Origin of the sequence: Mesorhizobium sp. WSM4306 (assembly GCF_007003975.1) — a bacterium.
In the GTDB taxonomy this organism is placed as follows: domain Bacteria; phylum Pseudomonadota; class Alphaproteobacteria; order Rhizobiales; family Rhizobiaceae; genus Mesorhizobium.
This window is the reverse complement of the sequence record NZ_VFTC01000007.1, coordinates 194,898-210,881: the sequence shown is the minus strand read 5'-3', so window position 1 is coordinate 210,881 and position 15,984 is coordinate 194,898. Positions and strand designations below refer to the sequence as shown.

Genomic DNA, 15,984 nt, shown 5'->3' with positions numbered 1-15,984 from the left:
AGAAGCTCGCTCTGCGCCAAGCCGCATGACCAGCGACATGGCCGCCCCTTTTTGCAGAACTTGACGCACACAACCGACTTCGAGCCCTGCCGCCGCATCGCTCCCGCAGCCGCGCCCGACGACGCGCTTCTGCTGCGGCTGACTTCGCGCTAAGCTCAAATCAGATCTGAAAGATGGGGAGAACGATGGACATTACAGCTGATCAACGCGATGCATGGTCAAAGCGTCCTGAGAATGGCGAATGGGAAGCGATTATTGCTCCCTACTACAAACGACCTGACCGCGTTGCGGACTTAGAGGCGCTTCATGAAATTGCACGGTTCAACGGGCTGATGGACACACGCTCCAAATACGACCAGCTAAACGCTGGACAGGTCGCAATGAATATCAGAAATCGGCTTCGAGTCTTGTGGAAGCAAGGTGTTCTGAAACTACCAAAGTAACCGACGCCGCCTGTCTGTTGTCCTAGGTGACCTTTCGGATACGAGTGGCGCTGCCCCTTATCTGCCTGCCGGCATCTTCTCCCCGTATAGTGACGGGGAAGAAGGAGCTAATCGCCTAAGCGAAATACTCCTGCAGCGGCCTGACCTCCAGGCTTCCCGCCTTCAGCGCCGCAATCGCCTCGGCCACCGCTGCTGCCCCCGACAGCGTCGTGTAATACGGCACCTTCTGCATCAGCGTCGCGCGGCGCAGTGACTTCGAGTCCGACACCGCCTTCTGGCCGTCCGTGGTGTTGAAGACGATCTGCACCTGGCGGTTGCGGATGGCGTCTTCGATGTGGGGGCGGCCTTCCAGGACCTTGTTGATCTTTTCGGCGACGACGTCGTTTTCGGCGAGGAAGCGTTGCGTGCCCGAGGTCGCCAGCACCTTGAAGCCGAGGCCGGCGAGGCGCTTGACCGCCGGCAATATGCCTTTCTTGTCCTCGTCGCGCACCGAGACGAACAGCGTGCCGGAGCGCGGCAGGTCGACGCCGGCGCCTAACTGGCTCTTGGCGAAGGCCAGCGCGAAATCGCGGTCGAGGCCCATGACCTCGCCGGTCGAGCGCATTTCCGGGCCGAGCAATATGTCGACGCCGGGGAAGCGGGCGAAAGGAAAGACGGCTTCCTTGACCGCGATGTGGCCGGGGTTCCTTGGGTCGGGCATGGCGCCGTAATGGGCGAAGGCGTCTTCCAGTTTCTCGCCGGCCATGATGCGGGCGGCGATCTTGGCGATCGGCCGGCCGATGGTCTTGGCGACGAAGGGCACGGTGCGCGACGCACGCGGATTGACCTCCAGCACATAGACCGTGCCGTCCTTGATCGCGTACTGCACGTTCATCAGGCCGCCGACATTGAGCGCGCGGGCAAGCGCCGCCGTCTGGCGCTCCAGCTCGTCGACCAGTTCCGACGGCAGCGAGTGGACCGGCAGAGAGCAGGCACTGTCGCCCGAATGGATGCCGGCCTCTTCGATGTGTTCCAGAATGCCCGACACGAACGTGTCCTTGCCGTCGCAGAGGCAGTCGACATCGACCTCGATGGCGCCACTGAGATAGGTGTCGAACAAAAGCGGGTTCTTGCCCAAGAGTGTGTTGATCTGGCCGGTCTTGTCGTTGGGGTATTTCTGCTTGATGTCCTCCGGCACCAGGCCGGGCACGGTGTCGAGCAAATAGGACTGCAGCATGCCCTCGTCATGGATGATCTGCATTGCACGGCCGCCGAGCACATAGGACGGGCGCACCACCAGCGGGAAGCCGAGCTCGCCGGCGACGAGGCGGGCCTGCTCGACCGAATAGGCGATGCCGTTCTTGGGCTGGCTGAGGTTGAGCTTGTGCAGGAGCTTCTGGAAGCGGTCGCGGTCTTCGGCGAGATCGATCATGTCGGGCGACGTGCCGAGGATCGGGATGCCGGCCTTCTCCAGCGCGTCGGCCAGCTTCAGCGGCGTCTGGCCGCCGAATTGGACGATGACGCCGACCAGTTCGCCCGACGCCTGTTCGGCGCGCAGGATCTCCAGCACGTCCTCCGCCGTCAGCGGTTCGAAATAGAGCCGGTCGGAGGTGTCGTAGTCGGTCGAAACCGTCTCGGGGTTGCAGTTGATCATGATCGCTTCATAGCCGGCGTCGCGCAGCGCAAAGGCGGCATGGCAGCAGCAATAGTCGAACTCGATGCCCTGGCCGATGCGGTTCGGACCGCCGCCGAGGATGACGACTTTTTTCCGCGATGACACTTGCGCTTCATTAGCCAGCGCACCGGCGAACGGAACCTCGTAGGTGGAATACATGTAGGCGGTGGGCGAGGCGAACTCGGCTGCGCAGGTGTCGATGCGCTTATAAACCGGATGAACGTCGAGCTTTTCGCGAGTCTTCGCAATCACTTCGGCGTCGGTCTTCGTCAGCGACGCGAGGCGGGCATCGGAGAAGCCCATCGCCTTTAGCATGCGCAGATTGACGGCGTCCTGCGGAATGCCGTGCTCGCGGATGCGGTCTTCCATGGCGAGGATGCCGGCGATCTGTTCGAGGAACCACGGGTCGATCTTGCACATGGCGTGGACGTCTTCGAGAGACGTGCCCATACGGATCGCCTGCGCCACCATGCGCAGCCGGTCGGGTGTCGGCGTGCCGAGCGCGGCGCGGATGGCGTTGCGGTCGTCGACGTGGCTGGCGGGCGCTGTGCCATGACCAAGGCCGGGAATTTCGATCTCGTCGAGACCGGTGAGGCCGGTCTCGAGACCACGCAAAGCCTTCTGCAAAGACTCCTGGAACGTGCGGCCGATGGCCATGACTTCGCCGACCGACTTCATGGCGGTGGTTAGCACCGGCTCGGCGCCGGGGAATTTCTCGAAGGCAAAGCGCGGGATCTTGGTGACGACGTAGTCGATGCTCGGCTCAAAGGAGGCGGGCGTCGCGCCGCCGGTGATGTCGTTCTCCAACTCGTCCAGCGTGTAGCCGACGGCGAGCTTGGCCGCGATCTTGGCGATGGGGAAACCGGTTGCCTTGGAAGCCAGGGCAGAGCTGCGCGAGACGCGCGGGTTCATCTCGATGACGACGAGGCGGCCATCGGCCGGGTTGACGGCGAACTGCACGTTGGAGCCGCCGGTCTCGACGCCGATCTCGCGCAGCACCGCGATCGAGGCGTTGCGCATCATCTGGTATTCTTTATCGGTGAGCGTCAGGGCAGGGGCGACGGTGATCGAGTCGCCGGTGTGCACGCCCATCGGGTCGATGTTCTCGATCGAGCAGACGATGATGCAATTGTCCGCTCTGTCGCGGACGACCTCCATCTCATACTCCTTCCAGCCGAGCACGCTTTCCTCGATCAGCACTTCGGTGGTCGGCGAGGCGTCGAGGCCGGACTGGACGATGTCGTAGAATTCGGCGCGGTTGTAGGCGATGCCGCCGCCGGTGCCGCCCATGGTGAAGGAGGGGCGGATGATGGCCGGCAGGCCGACATGGTCGAGCGCCTGGGCGGCGATCGCCATGCCATGGCTGATGTAGCGCTGCTTGCGGTCGCCTTCGCCGAGGTTCCAGCGGGTTTCCAGCGCGTCGAGCGCTGCGTCGAGATCGGCAGGCTTTTCGGCCTTGAGCGCGGCGCGTTCGGCCTCATGCGTCTTGCGGTCGGTGTTCTTGACGTCGGTGGCGTTGGCCAGCATCGACTTCGGCGTTTCCAGGCCGATCTTCTTCATCGCCTCGCGAAACAAAGCGCGGTCCTCGGCCTTGTCGATAGCCGTGGCGTCGGCGCCGATCATCTCGACATTGTAACGGTCGAGCACTCCCATGCGGCGCAGCGACAAGGCGGTGTTGAGCGCGGTCTGGCCGCCCATGGTCGGCAGCAGCGCGTCGGGGCGCTCCTTGGCGATGATCTTGGCGACGACCTCCGGCGTGATCGGCTCGATATAGGTGGCGTCGGCCAGTTCCGGGTCGGTCATGATGGTGGCCGGATTGGAATTGACCAGGATGACCCGGAAGCCTTCCTCCTTCAGCGCCTTGCAGGCCTGGGTGCCGGAATAGTCGAACTCGCAGGCCTGGCCGATGACGATGGGGCCGGCCCCGATGATCAGGATCGACTTGATGTCGGTGCGTCTTGGCATCGTTATGAGTTCCGTTCGGCGAGCGGCTTGCACGAAAAACCGGGACGGGAAGACCCGGCCGGTTGTGCTTGCGATTCTGGTATCAGGCTAGGAGGGCCTTATAGGGAAGAGTTTTGGCGGATGTAACCCCGAAAATGAGGGATTGTGGGCTTCGGTTGCGAGCGCCCCATTCCTTCGCGCCCCCTCTGCCCTGCCGGGCATCTCCCCCACAAGGAGGGAGATCGATGGCGCGACTGCTTTCGCCAATTTTCAGTGTTGGAAAAGGCGCCGACAGCGAAACTGCTAATCTCCCCCCATGTGGGGGAGATATCCGGCAGGACAGAGGGGGGCGCTGTCCCGCTGCCTTCTCAGCTCAATTCCCAAACGCCAGCTGATCCGTAATCTCGAACCGTTCGGCCACGCCGATGCGGATCATGTTCAAGCTGCCCTCGCGGGTGAAGCGGAATTCGTCGGGAGAGTCCGAGCCGACAGGCAGGCCGCCCTGAAAGCTGATGATGCGCGCTCCGCCATCCGGCCACGTCACGGTCACCGCGCTGTCGCCGCCGGTATGGGCGACGTTTATCTGGCACTGCATCATCGGCTCGCCGACATGGCGGGCGCAGGGGATGCTTGGGGCGGGCGGGAAAGGGGATGGCTCGACCGCCGCGAAGGCCAGGCCATAGGCGTCCTCCATGGCGGTCCTGCCGATCGCGGCGCATCCTCGCCGAGCCGCGACTTCAGGTCGGGCGGCGATGCGGTAGGGGCAGCCGGCGCAGACGCAGCCGGAGCGGACGGCATCGCAGCCTCGGCGGCTGGTGCCGCTCCGCTGACGGCATCTGGTGCCTGGCCAGCTTGTGGCGTCGTGGCGTCCGGTGTCTGACCGGCACTGGCGACAGCTGGCGCATCCGCCGGCTGGTCAGAGTCGGGCACGGTCGCCGGATTGACCGGAACGAGATAGCGCGCCGGCGCCCAGCCGGTGGCGGCGGGATTGTCTGAAACAATCTTGCACCAGGGATGTCCGTCAATGTCGTTGCAGCCGAGGTTGCGCACGCTCGCGCCGGCAGCCACCCGCGCCTCAGTCTTGCCCATCGGCGATGGCTTGGCGCGGATGTTGAGGAGATCGTCGGGGGCAAGCCCGGTGACGATGGAGATGAAGGGCGCGTCTTCGGCGTGGGCCGGGACAATAGCCGACCACGCCGCCATCAGCAGCGGAGCGGCAATCAGCGCAAGCAGACTTGTTCGGAGCGTAACTGTGCGCCTCATCATTGGCCGTGCACTGATACTCTGTACCTTTGCCGCAGCAGGTTCTGCCGCATGCCGAGGCGGTTTTATAAGGGACGATACGGCGCCATGTAAGTCCGAAAATGCGTCCGATGTTTGGTGCCGGGAGGGCGGCGCAGGGCACGGCTGTGCCGTCAAACGGAGCCTTGCCCAGAGGATTTGGGCATGAAGCCGGTTCTGAGCGCATGCGCCCATTCCGGCCGCCCCGCCTGTTCAGCCTGCCTGGCCGCCGCTTCGTGGTCGTAGTCGACGGCGATGGTCTCGAAACGGTCGGGTCCTTCACCATCCAAGGTGACGATGCCGTAGCGCGTATGCGGGCTGCCTTGCTCCGAAACATGCGCCGGCGGCGTATCGTCGTCATAGGCAGGGGCGCCGACACTGCCGGGGTTGAAGAGGACGGGGCCGCCGGGGATGCGGATCAGCTCCGGGCGATGGCTGTGGCCGCACAACACGATGCGGCAAGTGGGGTCGAGCGGCTTCAGCCGCCGCTGAATAGCGGCAAGCGGTGCGCGCACCAGTTGGCCATCGACGATCGCGTCGAGCAGATATTTCTCGTCATGATCGGGCCGGGCATGAAAGGCGACCACGCCGGGAATGATCTCCAGCGTGAAGGGCAGGGCGAAGAGGGCTTCGCGCTGCGCCTCCGTCAGCCGCTCCTGCGCGTAGCGGTCGGAAGCCCACATCGTATCGTCGGCCGGATCAACGGCGACGCGGCGATCATGGTTGCCGCGCACGGGTCGGCAGGTCGAGCGCTTCCAGCCGCTCGAACGTCTCGCGCGGCCAGAGCGGGCCGGAGACGCAATCGCCGAGATTGATGGTGAGATCGGCGCCGCCGCGCCGCTCGAGATCGGCGACCACGGCATCCAGTGCCAGGACGTTGCCATGGATGTCGGCGAAAACGGCAATGCGCATGCGGCGGGCTCCCTGGTACAGCCCGGTGGGGCTTGCGGCCGGTCTTCGTTATCAAGCTCTTGCCTTCGGTATCAAGCCCTTGTTCGGGACAGCCGGGAGCCTCACCCTCGGCTTTCGCGGAAGCACTCCATCTGCTACCGTCCACGCCGTCCAGAGTTCGTCTGGGGGGAGATCTGCTCAAGACAGCCTTGGAGGGACCAGGCGATGACCCGCGACCAGATGGTTGCCCACTTGCGCGCCGCCAATGACGTGGCGCGCGAGACTGCCGCGCACGGGCATCATCCTTTCGGCTGCGTGCTGGTCGGCCCCTACGATCGCATCCTGATGCGGCAAGGCAACATCAATGCCGTACGCCACGCGGAAACTGAACTCTCCCGGCGTGCCGCGGACGCCTATCCACCGGAATTCCTGTGGTCCTGCACGCTGGTCACAACCGGCGAGCCCTGTGCGATGTGCACCGGAACGCTCTACTGGGCCAATATCGGCCGGCTGGTCTACGGCTACGAGGAGACCAAGCTTCTCGCGCTGACCGGCGACCATGCCGAGAATCCGACGATGAGCCTGTCGTCGCGCACGGTCCTCGCCTCCGGGCAGAAGCCGGTCGAGGTCCACGGTCCTTTCCCCGAGATGGACGAGGAGCTTCTCGCCCCGCATATCGGTTTCTGGCAGCGCTAGGAGCACAGAAATCTTACTTTCGAACCTGCCGCCTCAGGCCGGCAGTTCGATGTCGTGGCCGCCGACCGCGGGCAGGCCTGGATCGTCGCCAGCCGCGGCGATGACGCTGTCGAGCAGGCCTGGGAAGCGGGCGTCGAGATCGGTGCGGCGCAGCGTGATCATCCGGTTGGTGCCGACCACTTCGGCGCGTGTGACGCCGGCTTCGCGCAGTTTGGCCAGGTGATAGCTGAGATTGGTCTTCGAGCCAAAGTCGAGGAACTGGCTGCAGTTCAGCGGCACGCCTTCCTTGCTGGCGAGATAACGCACGATGGCGAGCCTGGTCGGGTCGCCAAGCACGGCAAGCACGATCGGCAGGCTGATTTGGTCTGTGTTGGGATGCGGCAAGGTCATGGCCCGAAACTAAGCACAGTCGGTGGCGATTTCAACGCGTCCATCATGTGCTGCGCATAGACAGTGTTTCTCCGTTTCGTCAGCGAGCCCACCGGTTGTCCTGACACAGGGCTGTCAGCAGGGTTCAGCTATTTTCGTCTGGCTTCATTGACATCATGCCCTGTTATGTCCAATTGTTCAATAACTTTTGAACTAAGGACACTGACCCATGGATAAGCGGATCTACTGGCTGGCGCTCGGATCGTTCGCAATCTCGACCGAAGGCTTCGTCATTTCCAGCCTTTTGCCCGATATCGCCGGCGATGCCGGCATTTCCATTCCGCTCGCCGGCACGCTGATCACGGCCTTTGCGCTCGCCTATGCGTTCGGCACGCCGATCCTGGCGACGCTGACAGGCGAATGGGACCGGCGCCGCGTCATCCTGTGGACGCTGGTGTTCTTCGTCATCGGCAATCTGGTGGCAGCACTAAGCTCATCCTTCGAACTGCTGCTCATTGCCCGCATCATCATGGCGCTGTCGTCGGGCCTATTCGCGTCGACCGCGCAAGGCACGGCGGTGGCGCTGGTCGATGACCATCACAGGGCGCGCGCCATTGCCGTCGTCGTCGGCGGCACAACGGTAGCGGTTGCGCTCGGCGCACCGCTCGGCGCGCTTGTCGCCGCCTTTGCCGGCTGGCGCGGCACTTTCTTTGCCATTGCCGGGCTCGGCGCGCTGGCAGGCGCCATCCTGTGGTACCGCCTGCCGCGCGGCATCATCGGCACCAAACTGCCTCTGCGCCGGCGGCTGGCAGCTGCCCTGCGCCCCGGCGTCATGCCGATCCTGTTCACCACGGCGCTCGCCCTGATCGGCGCCTTCGCCGTCTTCAGCTTCATCGCACCGCTTGCCATCCAAAGTGGCGGCTTGAGCCCGCTGGCGCTGCCCGGCATGCTGCTCGCCTTCGGCGTTGGCGCCGTCATCGGCAACATTGCCGGCGGTCAGGTCGCCGACCGGTTCGGCGCGACACGCACCGTCGGCTGGTCGCTGGCGCTGAGCGCAGCCATGCTGGTCCTGCTGTCGGTCGTGCCGACCTTTCTGCCTCAGCACATCGCCGGGCCGGCGCTGATGGCCATGATGGTGCCGTGGGGCATGGTCGGCTGGGCGTTCCCGCCGGCGCAGGCCAGCCGCATCATCAAGCTGGCGCCCGACGCAGCCCCGATCGTGCTGTCGCTCAACGCCTCGGCGCTCTACCTCGGCGTGGCGCTGGGCGCGGTGGTCGGCGGCGCCGTGCTGCGCTACGGCGTGCCGGCCGATCTCGGCCTCATCGCCGCCATCTTCCCGCTGATCGGGCTTGGTGTGGTGCTGGCCGGCCGCTGGGCGGCTCGGCCGGTCGCGATGCCGGCGGAGTAGACTTACTAGTTTGAAGCAATTCCGGACGGAAAACCGCTGCACACTTTTCCTGGAATTGCTTTTCCAGATATGATCGCCGGCCGCTTCTTCAGCTTGAAGGGGCGGCCGGTGGTACTTCGTAATCCAGCTCCGTGACTTCATCCAGCATGGCGCGCAGATCGGCCGCTCGTTGCTGGCCGACCAGCGCCTCGAACCTCTGCTGAGCAAAGCTCCACAATTTCGTCGTCTCCTCGAGCTTGGCGAGGCCTAGGAGTGTCAGCCGCACCCGCCTGACGCGGCGATCGTCCTTGTCGGCGAATGTCTCGACATAGCCATCGCGGATCAATGGTTTCAGCGTGTGACCGAGCGCCGACAAGTCCATGACCATCTCTTCGGCAATGGTGCCCATCGCCGGCTCGCTGCCGACATAGATCTGGTAGAGCAGGCCGTATTGTGTGCCCTTCAGGCCCGAAGGCGCGATCACATCGTCATAGAAGCGGCTGAGCTTGCGCGCGGCGCGCCGCAGCGTGGCGTTGTTGCAAGGGCTAAATCCCGGCATCGCAGTCTTGGTCATCACGGCTCCGCGCCGGCAAAAAGCGTCTGTCGGCCTGCCGCAGAAATAGTTTCTGCCGCAGCCGTTGACAAGATAGTGGCATATACCTATTTCCGGAATAGTGGTATATGCCACTAATTGAAAATCAGGCGGCGAACGGGGGACATCCCATCTCGCCGGGCAGCTAAAAAAGGAACAGGACAATGAGTGGACAGGACAACAAGGGCACCGCGGTCATCACCGGCGCGTCGGCCGGCATCGGCGCGGTCTACGCCGACAGGCTGGCCGGGCAGGGCTACGATCTGGTGCTGGTGGCGAGGCGCGCCGACCGGCTCGAGGAACTGGCTGAAAAGCTGCGTTATGCCTACAAGCGCAAGGTCAGTGTGATTGCCGCAGATCTCGCCGACGACAATGATGTGCGCCGCGTCGAGCAGGCGATCGCCGCCGACGACAGCGTGACGCTGCTGGTCAACAATGCCGGTATTGGCGGCCAGCAGGTGGTGGCAACCGCCGACGCTGACGAGGCCGAGCGCATGATCAAGGTCAACGTCATCGCCTTGACCCGCCTGACCCGCGCCGTGCTGCCGGGGCTTCTGGCGCGCAACCGCGGCGCCATCGTCAACATCGCCTCGGTGCTCGCCTATGAGACCTCGTTCGGCGGCATCTACAGCGGCACCAAGGCCTATGTCGTCAATTTCACCGAGGGGCTGCACCGCGAGGTCGCCGGCACCAAAGTGAGGGTACAGGCGGTGCTGCCGGGCGCGACCCGCACCGATTTCTGGGAGCTTGCCGGCAGCGACATCGACAACCTGCCGAAGGAAATCATCATGAGCGCCGACGATATGGTCGATGCCGCCCTTGTCGGTCTCTCCAGGGGCGAAGCCGTGACCGTGCCGGCGCTTGCCGATGCGGCCAAACTGGATACGTTCCTCGGCGCAAGGCAGGCTTTCTACGGCAGCCTGCACGCCGACAAACCGGCCGCCCGCTACGCGGCTTGAGTTGAAGGGAGCAGGTTCCTCGCCCCCACGGATGTGGGGGAGAGGTGGCTCGGCGAAGCCGAGACGGAGAGGGGGACGCCCTACGTCAAGCTAGAGGCGTTGAAAGAAACGCACCTGGTTTTCACCCGCCGCGCTGCCTCCGCTCCGTCCGCTTCGCGGCCACCTCTCCCCCGCTTTGCGGGGGCGAGGAACCCCAGTCCTGCCAGGCCTCGCACCTCAAGCCCCTCGCCACATCGGAATGATCGAGGCCGCCAGCACCAGCGCCAGCACGATGTTGAGCGCGCGCCATTGCCATTCGGTCTTGAGCAGCCGTGCCAGCACCATGCCCGCCACGCACCAGACGGACAGCGAGATCGCAGCCGTCAGGCCGAAGGTCGAGCCGAGCAGCAAAGCCAGTTGTCCCGGTCCGTCGGCCAGCGCCGCGAACGAGGCCGCGGCACCCAATCCCATCGCCCAGCCTTTCGGGTTCATCCATTGGATGCCGGCGCCGCCGAAGAAGCTGTTCGGCTTGGCCATCGTCACATCGAGATTGGGCGGCCCGGCGCGGCCGATCTTGACGGCCAGCCAGATGAGATAGAGCGAGCCGATGATCTTCATCGCCAGCTGCAGCGACGGCATGGCGAGCAGCAGGCCGGCGAGCCCGGCGGCGGCGGCACCCGTTACCGTGGCAAGGCCGGCGGCACTGCCGGCCATCAGCGGCACAGAACGGCGAAAGCCGAACTGCGCGCCCGAAGCGGTGGACAAGGTGGTCGCGATGCCTGGCGTGGCGGTAGCCACGAAGGCAAACAGGATGAGCGGCAGGATGGGCTGGAGCATGGGGCGTCCTTCGTAGAAGGCCCCATGTTAGACCGCCGCCTACTTCAGTAAATGCAATGTTTGCGATGGCTGGCATTAGCAGATATAATGCTAATCATGATCCGCAATCTCGACATGGCGCTAATCCGCACCTTCGTCATCGTCGCCGACAAGGCCAGCATGACGGCGGCGGCGAACGCCCTTCACCTGACGCAAGGCGCCGTCAGCCAGCAGGTCAAGCGGCTGGAGGAGGCGCTCGGCTGCAGCCTGTTCGAGCGCGACCGGCGCGGCTTGCGGCTGACGCGGGCCGGCGAGCGATTGCTCGGCAAGGCCAAGCGGCTGCTTGGCCTCAATGACGAAATCTGGACCGAGATGGCGGGCACGGAAGTTGCCGGCCAGGTGCGGCTCGGCGTGCCCTATGACCTTGTCGGCACCTTGCTGGCGCCGGTGCTGAAGGCCTATGCCGAGGCCTATCCGCGGGTCGAGATTTCGCTGCTCTGTGCTGCCTCGCCGGACCTTACTGCTGCCCTTGCGGCCGGCACCATCGATCTTGCCGTCATCGAAGAACGGGTTGGCCCGTCGGCCGGCGAGTGCCTCGCCATCGAGCGGCTGGTCTGGGTCGGGGCGAAGGGCGGCGTTGCCCGCGCCAAGCGACCGCTGCCGGTGTCGATCGTCGCCGACACCTGCGCCTTCCGCCCGGTGGTGCTGTCGGCGCTGAACGAACACGGGCTGGAATGGCGCACCGTGTTCGAAAACGGTAACATCGATGCCACGACCGCGACGGTACGCTCCGACCTCGCCGTCACCACGTGGCTCGCCTCCACCGTGCCGGCCGACCTCGACATTCTGCCTTTCGATTCAGGCCTGCCGTCGCTGCCGAATTTCTCGATCAATCTGCACCTGCCAAGATTTGGCGTGGCGCCGGCCGCGCAGGAGTTCGCGCGGTATATCCGGGATGGACTAGCCCGACGGGCGGTGGCGGCTTGAGGGTACGGCCTTCTCCCCGTCACTATACGGGGAGAAGGTGCCGGCAGGCGGATGAGGGGCGGCGCGAACCGATCCGTTTTAGCTCCACAGACGTTTCGTGAATTGGCGAGGGCAGCGCTGCCCCTCATTGCCCTGCCGGGCATTTCTCCCCGTATAGTGACGGGGAGAAAGAACCAATCACTTCCAGTTCTTGCGCCGCTCGAGTTCAGCCTCGGACGGCTCCTGCGTGACAAACGATCCAACCTTGATCTCGCCTGATCGTTCGTAGGTCGCCATGATGACGCCGGTGGTGGTGGCTTGCGACTTGACGAGCTTGAAGGCGGCCGGCATCGCGTTGTCGCCGAACAGCCGCTTGCCCTTGCCCAGCAGCAGCGGGAAGATCATCAGCCGTATCTCGTCGATCAGCCCGTTGGCCAGCAAAGTCTGGATCAGCTCGCCCGAACCCTGGATGAGCAGGTCAGGTCCATCTTCCTGCTTGAGGCGGCGCAATGCCGCGACGACATCTTCCCCAAGCCATTGTGTGTTCTCCCAGGTCAGGCTGTCCGGCCGATGCGTCGCCACATATTTGATCGCAGGGTTGAAGGCATCTCCGATCGCATCTTTCTGGTAAGGCCAGTACGCGGCGAAGATGTCGTAGGTTCTGCGGCCGAGCAGCAGCGCGAAGGGTTTGGAGAAGAGTTCTTCCATCGCGACGCCCGCGACCTCGTCAAAATAATGGAAGGTCCAGCCGCCGAACTCGAAGCCGCCAACCGGATCCTCTTCCGGACCGCCTGGCGCTTGCATGACGCCGTCTAGGCTGACGAAGGTGGCGGCGATGATCTTCCTCATTGGATTTTTCCTTCTCTTTGGCCCGGGCCGTCGGGCCGGACTTCGATCCAAGGACGGACGGGCAGGCGGCAGTCCGACAGGCCCGGGTAAAAAATCGCCGCTCGCCGATGCAAAATACCTATTGCCGCTGTCGCCTGCCGCCAAGCGCCTGCGACGAAAACCAGACGTCGCCGATGACAGCGGTGGCGGTGCGGTCCGGCGCCCTGTCTGATGTCAGCCAGATGGAGCGGCTTCGCGCCGCTAGCTGGAGGTCGGGGATTTTCGCCGCCGAGTTGGCGACCGAGGCGCCGACGCAAGGGATGAACCATGAGCGCATGAACGGGTCGCAGGCAAAGCCCTTATCGGTGCGGGTCACCGTCACGGCAAGGCCGACGCTCTGGGACGGGCGCCAGGGAAAGATCATGCGGCCGCCGGGCTTTAGCGCTCGCAGCCAGGCAACCGGCGGGGCGATGATGCCAGCGTTGACATAGATGATGTCGGAAGGCGGCAGATCGCTCGTGACGGCATCACCGTGAATGACGCTGACATTGTCATAGGTTTCGAGGTTCTTTGTCGCTTTGGCGGCAAGGTCGGCCTCCAGTTCGAAGGCGGTGACCGTGCCAGGCGAAACCAGCCGTGCCAGCAAGGCGGTGTAGTAGCCGGTGCCGGCGCCGACATGGGTGACGGCCTCACCCGGTCTGGGGGCGATCCTGCCGATCCACATGGCGTGCAGGGAGGGCTCGCCATTGTTGATGCCCTTGTCGGCATCGAGCGCCACCAGCACGTCCTGATAGATGTGAACCGGATCGGCGCTCGGCGTCATAATCTTGCCGTTGCCGGTGATCAGCGCCCTGCCGGCGACGACCGTCCACGGTCCGGGGCCGAGAAAGGCCTCGCGCGGCACCGTGGCGAAAGCCTGTTCGAGACGCGGATCGGCCGAGCCGGCACTGGCCGCCATCAACCGCGCATAGAATTTCCTGGCGTCTTCGACCTCGGTCATGGTGGGGGATAAGATAGCGCGGGCCGCCGGTTTGTCGCGGTCGGGAAGGGGAAATTCAGCCGACGCCGAAGACGGTGTCGTAGAGCAGCTTGAAGTTGAGCACCAGTATGATCGCCGCGACCACCCAGGCGAGGGCCGCCACGCCGCGCGGAATGGCAAGGTTGCCCATCTTTTTCTTGTCGGAGACAAACTGCACCAGCGGGATGACCGCGAAGGGAAGCTGCATCGACAGGATCACCTGGCTGAAGACCAGCAACTGGCCGGTGCCCTTTTCGCCATAGAGCGCGGTGACGACCACCACTGGAACGATGGCGATGCCGCGCGTCAGCAACCGGCGCGCCCATTGCGGGATGCGCAGGCGCAGGAAGCCTTCCATGACGATCTGACCGGCAAGCGTTGCCGTAACCGTCGAGTTGAGGCCGGAGGCCAGCAGCGCCACCGCAAACAGGATCGAGGCGATGCCGAGGCCAAGCAGCGGCGAGAGGAGTTCGAAGGCCTGGCCGATTTCGGCGACGTCCTGATGGCCGGTGCCGTGGAAGGCGACAGCCGAGACGATCAGGATCGAAGCGTTGACGAACAGCGCCAGGATCAGCGCGATGGTCGAGTCGGTCGTCGCCCATTTGATGGCGTCGCGCTTGCCCTTTTCGGTCCGCTCATAAGCGCGTGTCTGCACGATCGAGGAGTGCAAATAGAGATTGTGCGGCATGACCGTGGCGCCGATGATGCCGATCGCGATGTAGAGCATCGCCGGGTTGGTGACGATCTCCGTCGACGGCACGAACATCGAATGCAGGATCGAGCCGACCGGCGGAGCGGCGGCAAAGATCTGGATGGCGAAGCAGCCGAAGATGATGATCAGAAGCGCGATGACGAAGGCTTCGAGATAGCGGAAACCCTTGTTCATTAACAAAAGCACGATGAAGGCGTCGAGCGCCGTCAGCACGGCGCCGCCGATCAGCGGAATGCCGAACAGAAGCTGCAGCGCAATCGCCGTGCCGATGACTTCGGCGAGGTCGCAGGCGATGATGGCCAGTTCACAGGCGATCCACAGCACGAAACTGACGGGACGCGGATAGTAGGCGCGGCAAGCCTGGGCGAGGTCGCGGCCGGTGGCGATGCCAAGCCGGGCGGCGAGCGCCTGCAGCAGGATCGCCATCAGGTTGGACAGCATGATGATGAACAAAAGCGTGTAGCCGAACTGCGCGCCGCCGGCGAGATCGGTCGCCCAGTTGCCCGGGTCCATATAGCCGACCGAAACCATGTAGCCCGGCCCGATGAAGGCGAACAGACGGCGGAACCAGACGCCGGATTGCGGCACCGCGATCGTCGAATTCACCTCGCGCAGGCTGGGCGGATTGTCTTCCGCCCTGTCAAATCGCCAGGTTGATCCAACGGTTGCGTCGGCTTCGGACATGTACGGCTTTCCACTGAATGGATTGGTATCTGCCATCCTATCTATGCCAGGGCTCAACATTATGCAATATGCTATATTTCATTGTATGTGCTTTTCATGGCCTCATCGGTGAGTGGACGAAGGTGGATCGCAAACGCCGGTTGCGCCTGCCATGGAATGCAAATAAACGGCTGGAGCAGTTAAGCCCGTGCTATGAATGGCAAAGGCTGATTGATTTGTCGAAAGCCAGGAAGGAGCGCGTATTGGCGCTGAAGCACAAACCGGTTCGACGCGAGGAGCCGCTTCCGGATGCCAATGTCCATTCCGAAGGCTTCCGGCATACGCGCGAGGCGCGCCGCAGCGCGCTGGTCGAGGACTACGTCGAGCTGATCGCCGACCTGATCGAGGACGGCAATGAGGCGCGTCAGGTCGATATCGCGGCAAGGCTTGGTGTCGCCCAGCCGACGGTGGCCAAGATGCTGACCAGGCTGTGCGCTGACGGGCTGGTCTCCAGAAAACCGTATCGCGGCGTGTTCCTGACCGATGCCGGCCGCAAGGTGGCGGAGGAAAGCCGCATCCGCCACCAGACGGTGGAGGCGTTTCTACGCTCGCTCGGCGTCAGCGCCGAGACGGCGCGCATCGATGCCGAAGGCATCGAGCATCATGTCAGCGCCGAGACGCTGGAAGCGTTTCGCAAGGCGATGATCGCGCCACGCTAAAGCCCCGCTCGCTCGAAGTTCACCGGAACCTCCACACCTTACGCACGTTGCTCCTGACGTCGCGCGA

General features: G+C 64.1%; 16 protein-coding genes. 6 read left to right on the top strand and 10 right to left on the bottom strand.

Annotated features, from left to right (window positions below; genetic code table 11):
• Nucleotides 1-185: 185 nt before the first annotated feature.
• A complete protein-coding gene (locus FJV77_RS11700) occupies nucleotides 186-443 on the top strand; it encodes a hypothetical protein (RefSeq protein ID WP_142866956.1) in 258 nt (85 codons plus the stop codon).
• 115 nt (nucleotides 444-558) lie between these two features.
• On the opposite strand, the gene carB is transcribed toward FJV77_RS11700, so the two are convergent.
• The 4 genes from carB to FJV77_RS32895 all read right to left on the bottom strand — a co-directional run bounded on the left by carB (nucleotide 559) and on the right by FJV77_RS32895 (nucleotide 6,234).
• Entirely contained in the window at nucleotides 559-4,062 is a 3,504-nt protein-coding gene (gene carB, locus FJV77_RS11695; protein ID WP_142866955.1) for a carbamoyl-phosphate synthase large subunit, read from the bottom strand.
• A gap of 352 nt (nucleotides 4,063-4,414) precedes the next feature.
• The gene (locus FJV77_RS32330) at nucleotides 4,415-4,735 is read right to left on the bottom strand and encodes a hypothetical protein (protein ID WP_185970278.1); all 321 of its coding nucleotides are present in this window, start codon (nucleotides 4,733-4,735) and stop codon (nucleotides 4,415-4,417) included.
• 721 nt (nucleotides 4,736-5,456) lie between these two features.
• Nucleotides 5,457-6,056 carry a metallophosphoesterase family protein gene (locus FJV77_RS11680; RefSeq protein ID WP_246691225.1) on the bottom strand — a complete coding sequence of 200 codons (600 nt, stop codon included), beginning with the start codon at nucleotides 6,054-6,056 and terminating at the stop codon, nucleotides 5,457-5,459.
• Nucleotides 6,040-6,234 carry a metallophosphoesterase gene (locus FJV77_RS32895; RefSeq protein ID WP_246691224.1) on the bottom strand — a complete coding sequence of 65 codons (195 nt, stop codon included), beginning with the start codon at nucleotides 6,232-6,234 and terminating at the stop codon, nucleotides 6,040-6,042. Before FJV77_RS32895 ends, FJV77_RS11680 begins: the two co-directional genes overlap by 17 nt.
• Before the next feature lie 204 nt (nucleotides 6,235-6,438).
• Here FJV77_RS32895 and FJV77_RS11675 point away from each other — a divergent pair, with 204 nt between their 5' ends.
• Entirely contained in the window at nucleotides 6,439-6,909 is a 471-nt protein-coding gene (locus FJV77_RS11675) for a nucleoside deaminase (protein WP_142866954.1), read from the top strand.
• Between the two features lie 33 nt (nucleotides 6,910-6,942).
• On the opposite strand, the gene FJV77_RS11670 is transcribed toward FJV77_RS11675, so the two are convergent.
• Nucleotides 6,943-7,299 carry a helix-turn-helix transcriptional regulator gene (locus FJV77_RS11670; protein ID WP_142866953.1) on the bottom strand — a complete coding sequence of 119 codons (357 nt, stop codon included), beginning with the start codon at nucleotides 7,297-7,299 and terminating at the stop codon, nucleotides 6,943-6,945.
• Nucleotides 7,300-7,507: 208 nt separating this feature from the next.
• Here FJV77_RS11670 and FJV77_RS11665 point away from each other — a divergent pair, with 208 nt between their 5' ends.
• Nucleotides 7,508-8,686: an MFS transporter gene (locus FJV77_RS11665; RefSeq protein ID WP_142866952.1), complete on the top strand. Its 1,179-nt coding sequence runs from the start codon at nucleotides 7,508-7,510 to the stop codon at nucleotides 8,684-8,686.
• An 88-nt stretch (nucleotides 8,687-8,774) separates the two neighbouring features.
• Here the strand turns inward: FJV77_RS11665 and FJV77_RS11660 are convergent, their stop codons facing one another.
• Entirely contained in the window at nucleotides 8,775-9,239 is a 465-nt protein-coding gene (locus tag FJV77_RS11660) for a MarR family winged helix-turn-helix transcriptional regulator (RefSeq protein WP_142866951.1), read from the bottom strand.
• A 182-nt stretch (nucleotides 9,240-9,421) separates the two neighbouring features.
• On the opposite strand from FJV77_RS11660, the gene FJV77_RS11655 reads away from it, so the two are divergent.
• Entirely contained in the window at nucleotides 9,422-10,216 is a 795-nt protein-coding gene (locus FJV77_RS11655) for an SDR family oxidoreductase (RefSeq protein WP_142866950.1), read from the top strand.
• A gap of 216 nt (nucleotides 10,217-10,432) precedes the next feature.
• Here the strand turns inward: FJV77_RS11655 and FJV77_RS11650 are convergent, their stop codons facing one another.
• Complete coding sequence (locus FJV77_RS11650; protein ID WP_142866949.1) at nucleotides 10,433-11,032, bottom strand: LysE family translocator; 600 nt, start codon at nucleotides 11,030-11,032, stop codon at nucleotides 10,433-10,435.
• Nucleotides 11,033-11,128: 96 nt separating this feature from the next.
• Between FJV77_RS11650 and FJV77_RS11645 the strand changes: the two genes are divergently transcribed.
• Entirely contained in the window at nucleotides 11,129-11,998 is an 870-nt protein-coding gene (locus tag FJV77_RS11645; RefSeq protein ID WP_142866965.1) for a LysR family transcriptional regulator, read from the top strand.
• Nucleotides 11,999-12,175: 177 nt separating this feature from the next.
• Here FJV77_RS11645 and FJV77_RS11640 read toward each other — a convergent pair whose 3' ends face one another.
• The 3 genes from FJV77_RS11640 to FJV77_RS11630 all read right to left on the bottom strand — a co-directional run bounded on the left by FJV77_RS11640 (nucleotide 12,176) and on the right by FJV77_RS11630 (nucleotide 15,219).
• Nucleotides 12,176-12,826: a dihydrofolate reductase family protein gene (locus FJV77_RS11640; RefSeq protein ID WP_142866948.1), complete on the bottom strand. Its 651-nt coding sequence runs from the start codon at nucleotides 12,824-12,826 to the stop codon at nucleotides 12,176-12,178.
• 118 nt (nucleotides 12,827-12,944) lie between these two features.
• Entirely contained in the window at nucleotides 12,945-13,805 is an 861-nt protein-coding gene (locus tag FJV77_RS11635) for a protein-L-isoaspartate O-methyltransferase (RefSeq protein WP_185970277.1), read from the bottom strand.
• 55 nt (nucleotides 13,806-13,860) lie between these two features.
• Nucleotides 13,861-15,219 (bottom strand): Nramp family divalent metal transporter, encoded by a 1,359-nt coding sequence (locus FJV77_RS11630; protein WP_142866947.1) that lies wholly within the window; start codon nucleotides 15,217-15,219, stop codon nucleotides 13,861-13,863.
• Nucleotides 15,220-15,461: 242 nt separating this feature from the next.
• On the opposite strand from FJV77_RS11630, the gene mntR reads away from it, so the two are divergent.
• Nucleotides 15,462-15,917 carry a manganese-binding transcriptional regulator MntR gene (gene mntR, locus FJV77_RS11625; RefSeq protein ID WP_142866946.1) on the top strand — a complete coding sequence of 152 codons (456 nt, stop codon included), beginning with the start codon at nucleotides 15,462-15,464 and terminating at the stop codon, nucleotides 15,915-15,917.
• The last annotated feature ends 67 nt before the right edge of the window (nucleotides 15,918-15,984 follow it).

Excerpts from the sequence above, each read along its gene's own strand:
- FJV77_RS11670 (WP_142866953.1), bottom strand. The coding sequence starts at position 7,299 with ATGACCTTGCCGCATCCCAACACAGACCAAATCAGCCTGCCGATCGTG.
- FJV77_RS11675 (WP_142866954.1), top strand. The coding sequence starts at position 6,439 with ATGACCCGCGACCAGATGGTTGCCCACTTGCGCGCCGCCAATGACGTG.
- FJV77_RS32895 (WP_246691224.1), bottom strand. The coding sequence starts at position 6,234 with ATGCGCATTGCCGTTTTCGCCGACATCCATGGCAACGTCCTGGCACTG.
- FJV77_RS11665 (WP_142866952.1), top strand. The coding sequence starts at position 7,508 with ATGGATAAGCGGATCTACTGGCTGGCGCTCGGATCGTTCGCAATCTCG.
- carB (WP_142866955.1), bottom strand. The coding sequence starts at position 4,062 with ATGCCAAGACGCACCGACATCAAGTCGATCCTGATCATCGGGGCCGGC.
- FJV77_RS11655 (WP_142866950.1), top strand. The coding sequence starts at position 9,422 with ATGAGTGGACAGGACAACAAGGGCACCGCGGTCATCACCGGCGCGTCG.
- FJV77_RS11650 (WP_142866949.1), bottom strand. The coding sequence starts at position 11,032 with ATGCTCCAGCCCATCCTGCCGCTCATCCTGTTTGCCTTCGTGGCTACC.
- FJV77_RS32330 (WP_185970278.1), bottom strand. The coding sequence starts at position 4,735 with ATGGAGGACGCCTATGGCCTGGCCTTCGCGGCGGTCGAGCCATCCCCT.
- FJV77_RS11660 (WP_142866951.1), bottom strand. The coding sequence starts at position 9,239 with ATGACCAAGACTGCGATGCCGGGATTTAGCCCTTGCAACAACGCCACG.
- FJV77_RS11635 (WP_185970277.1), bottom strand. The coding sequence starts at position 13,805 with ATGACCGAGGTCGAAGACGCCAGGAAATTCTATGCGCGGTTGATGGCG.
- FJV77_RS11640 (WP_142866948.1), bottom strand. The coding sequence starts at position 12,826 with ATGAGGAAGATCATCGCCGCCACCTTCGTCAGCCTAGACGGCGTCATG.
- FJV77_RS11645 (WP_142866965.1), top strand. The coding sequence starts at position 11,129 with ATGATCCGCAATCTCGACATGGCGCTAATCCGCACCTTCGTCATCGTC.
- FJV77_RS11700 (WP_142866956.1), top strand. The coding sequence starts at position 186 with ATGGACATTACAGCTGATCAACGCGATGCATGGTCAAAGCGTCCTGAG.
- FJV77_RS11630 (WP_142866947.1), bottom strand. The coding sequence starts at position 15,219 with ATGTCCGAAGCCGACGCAACCGTTGGATCAACCTGGCGATTTGACAGG.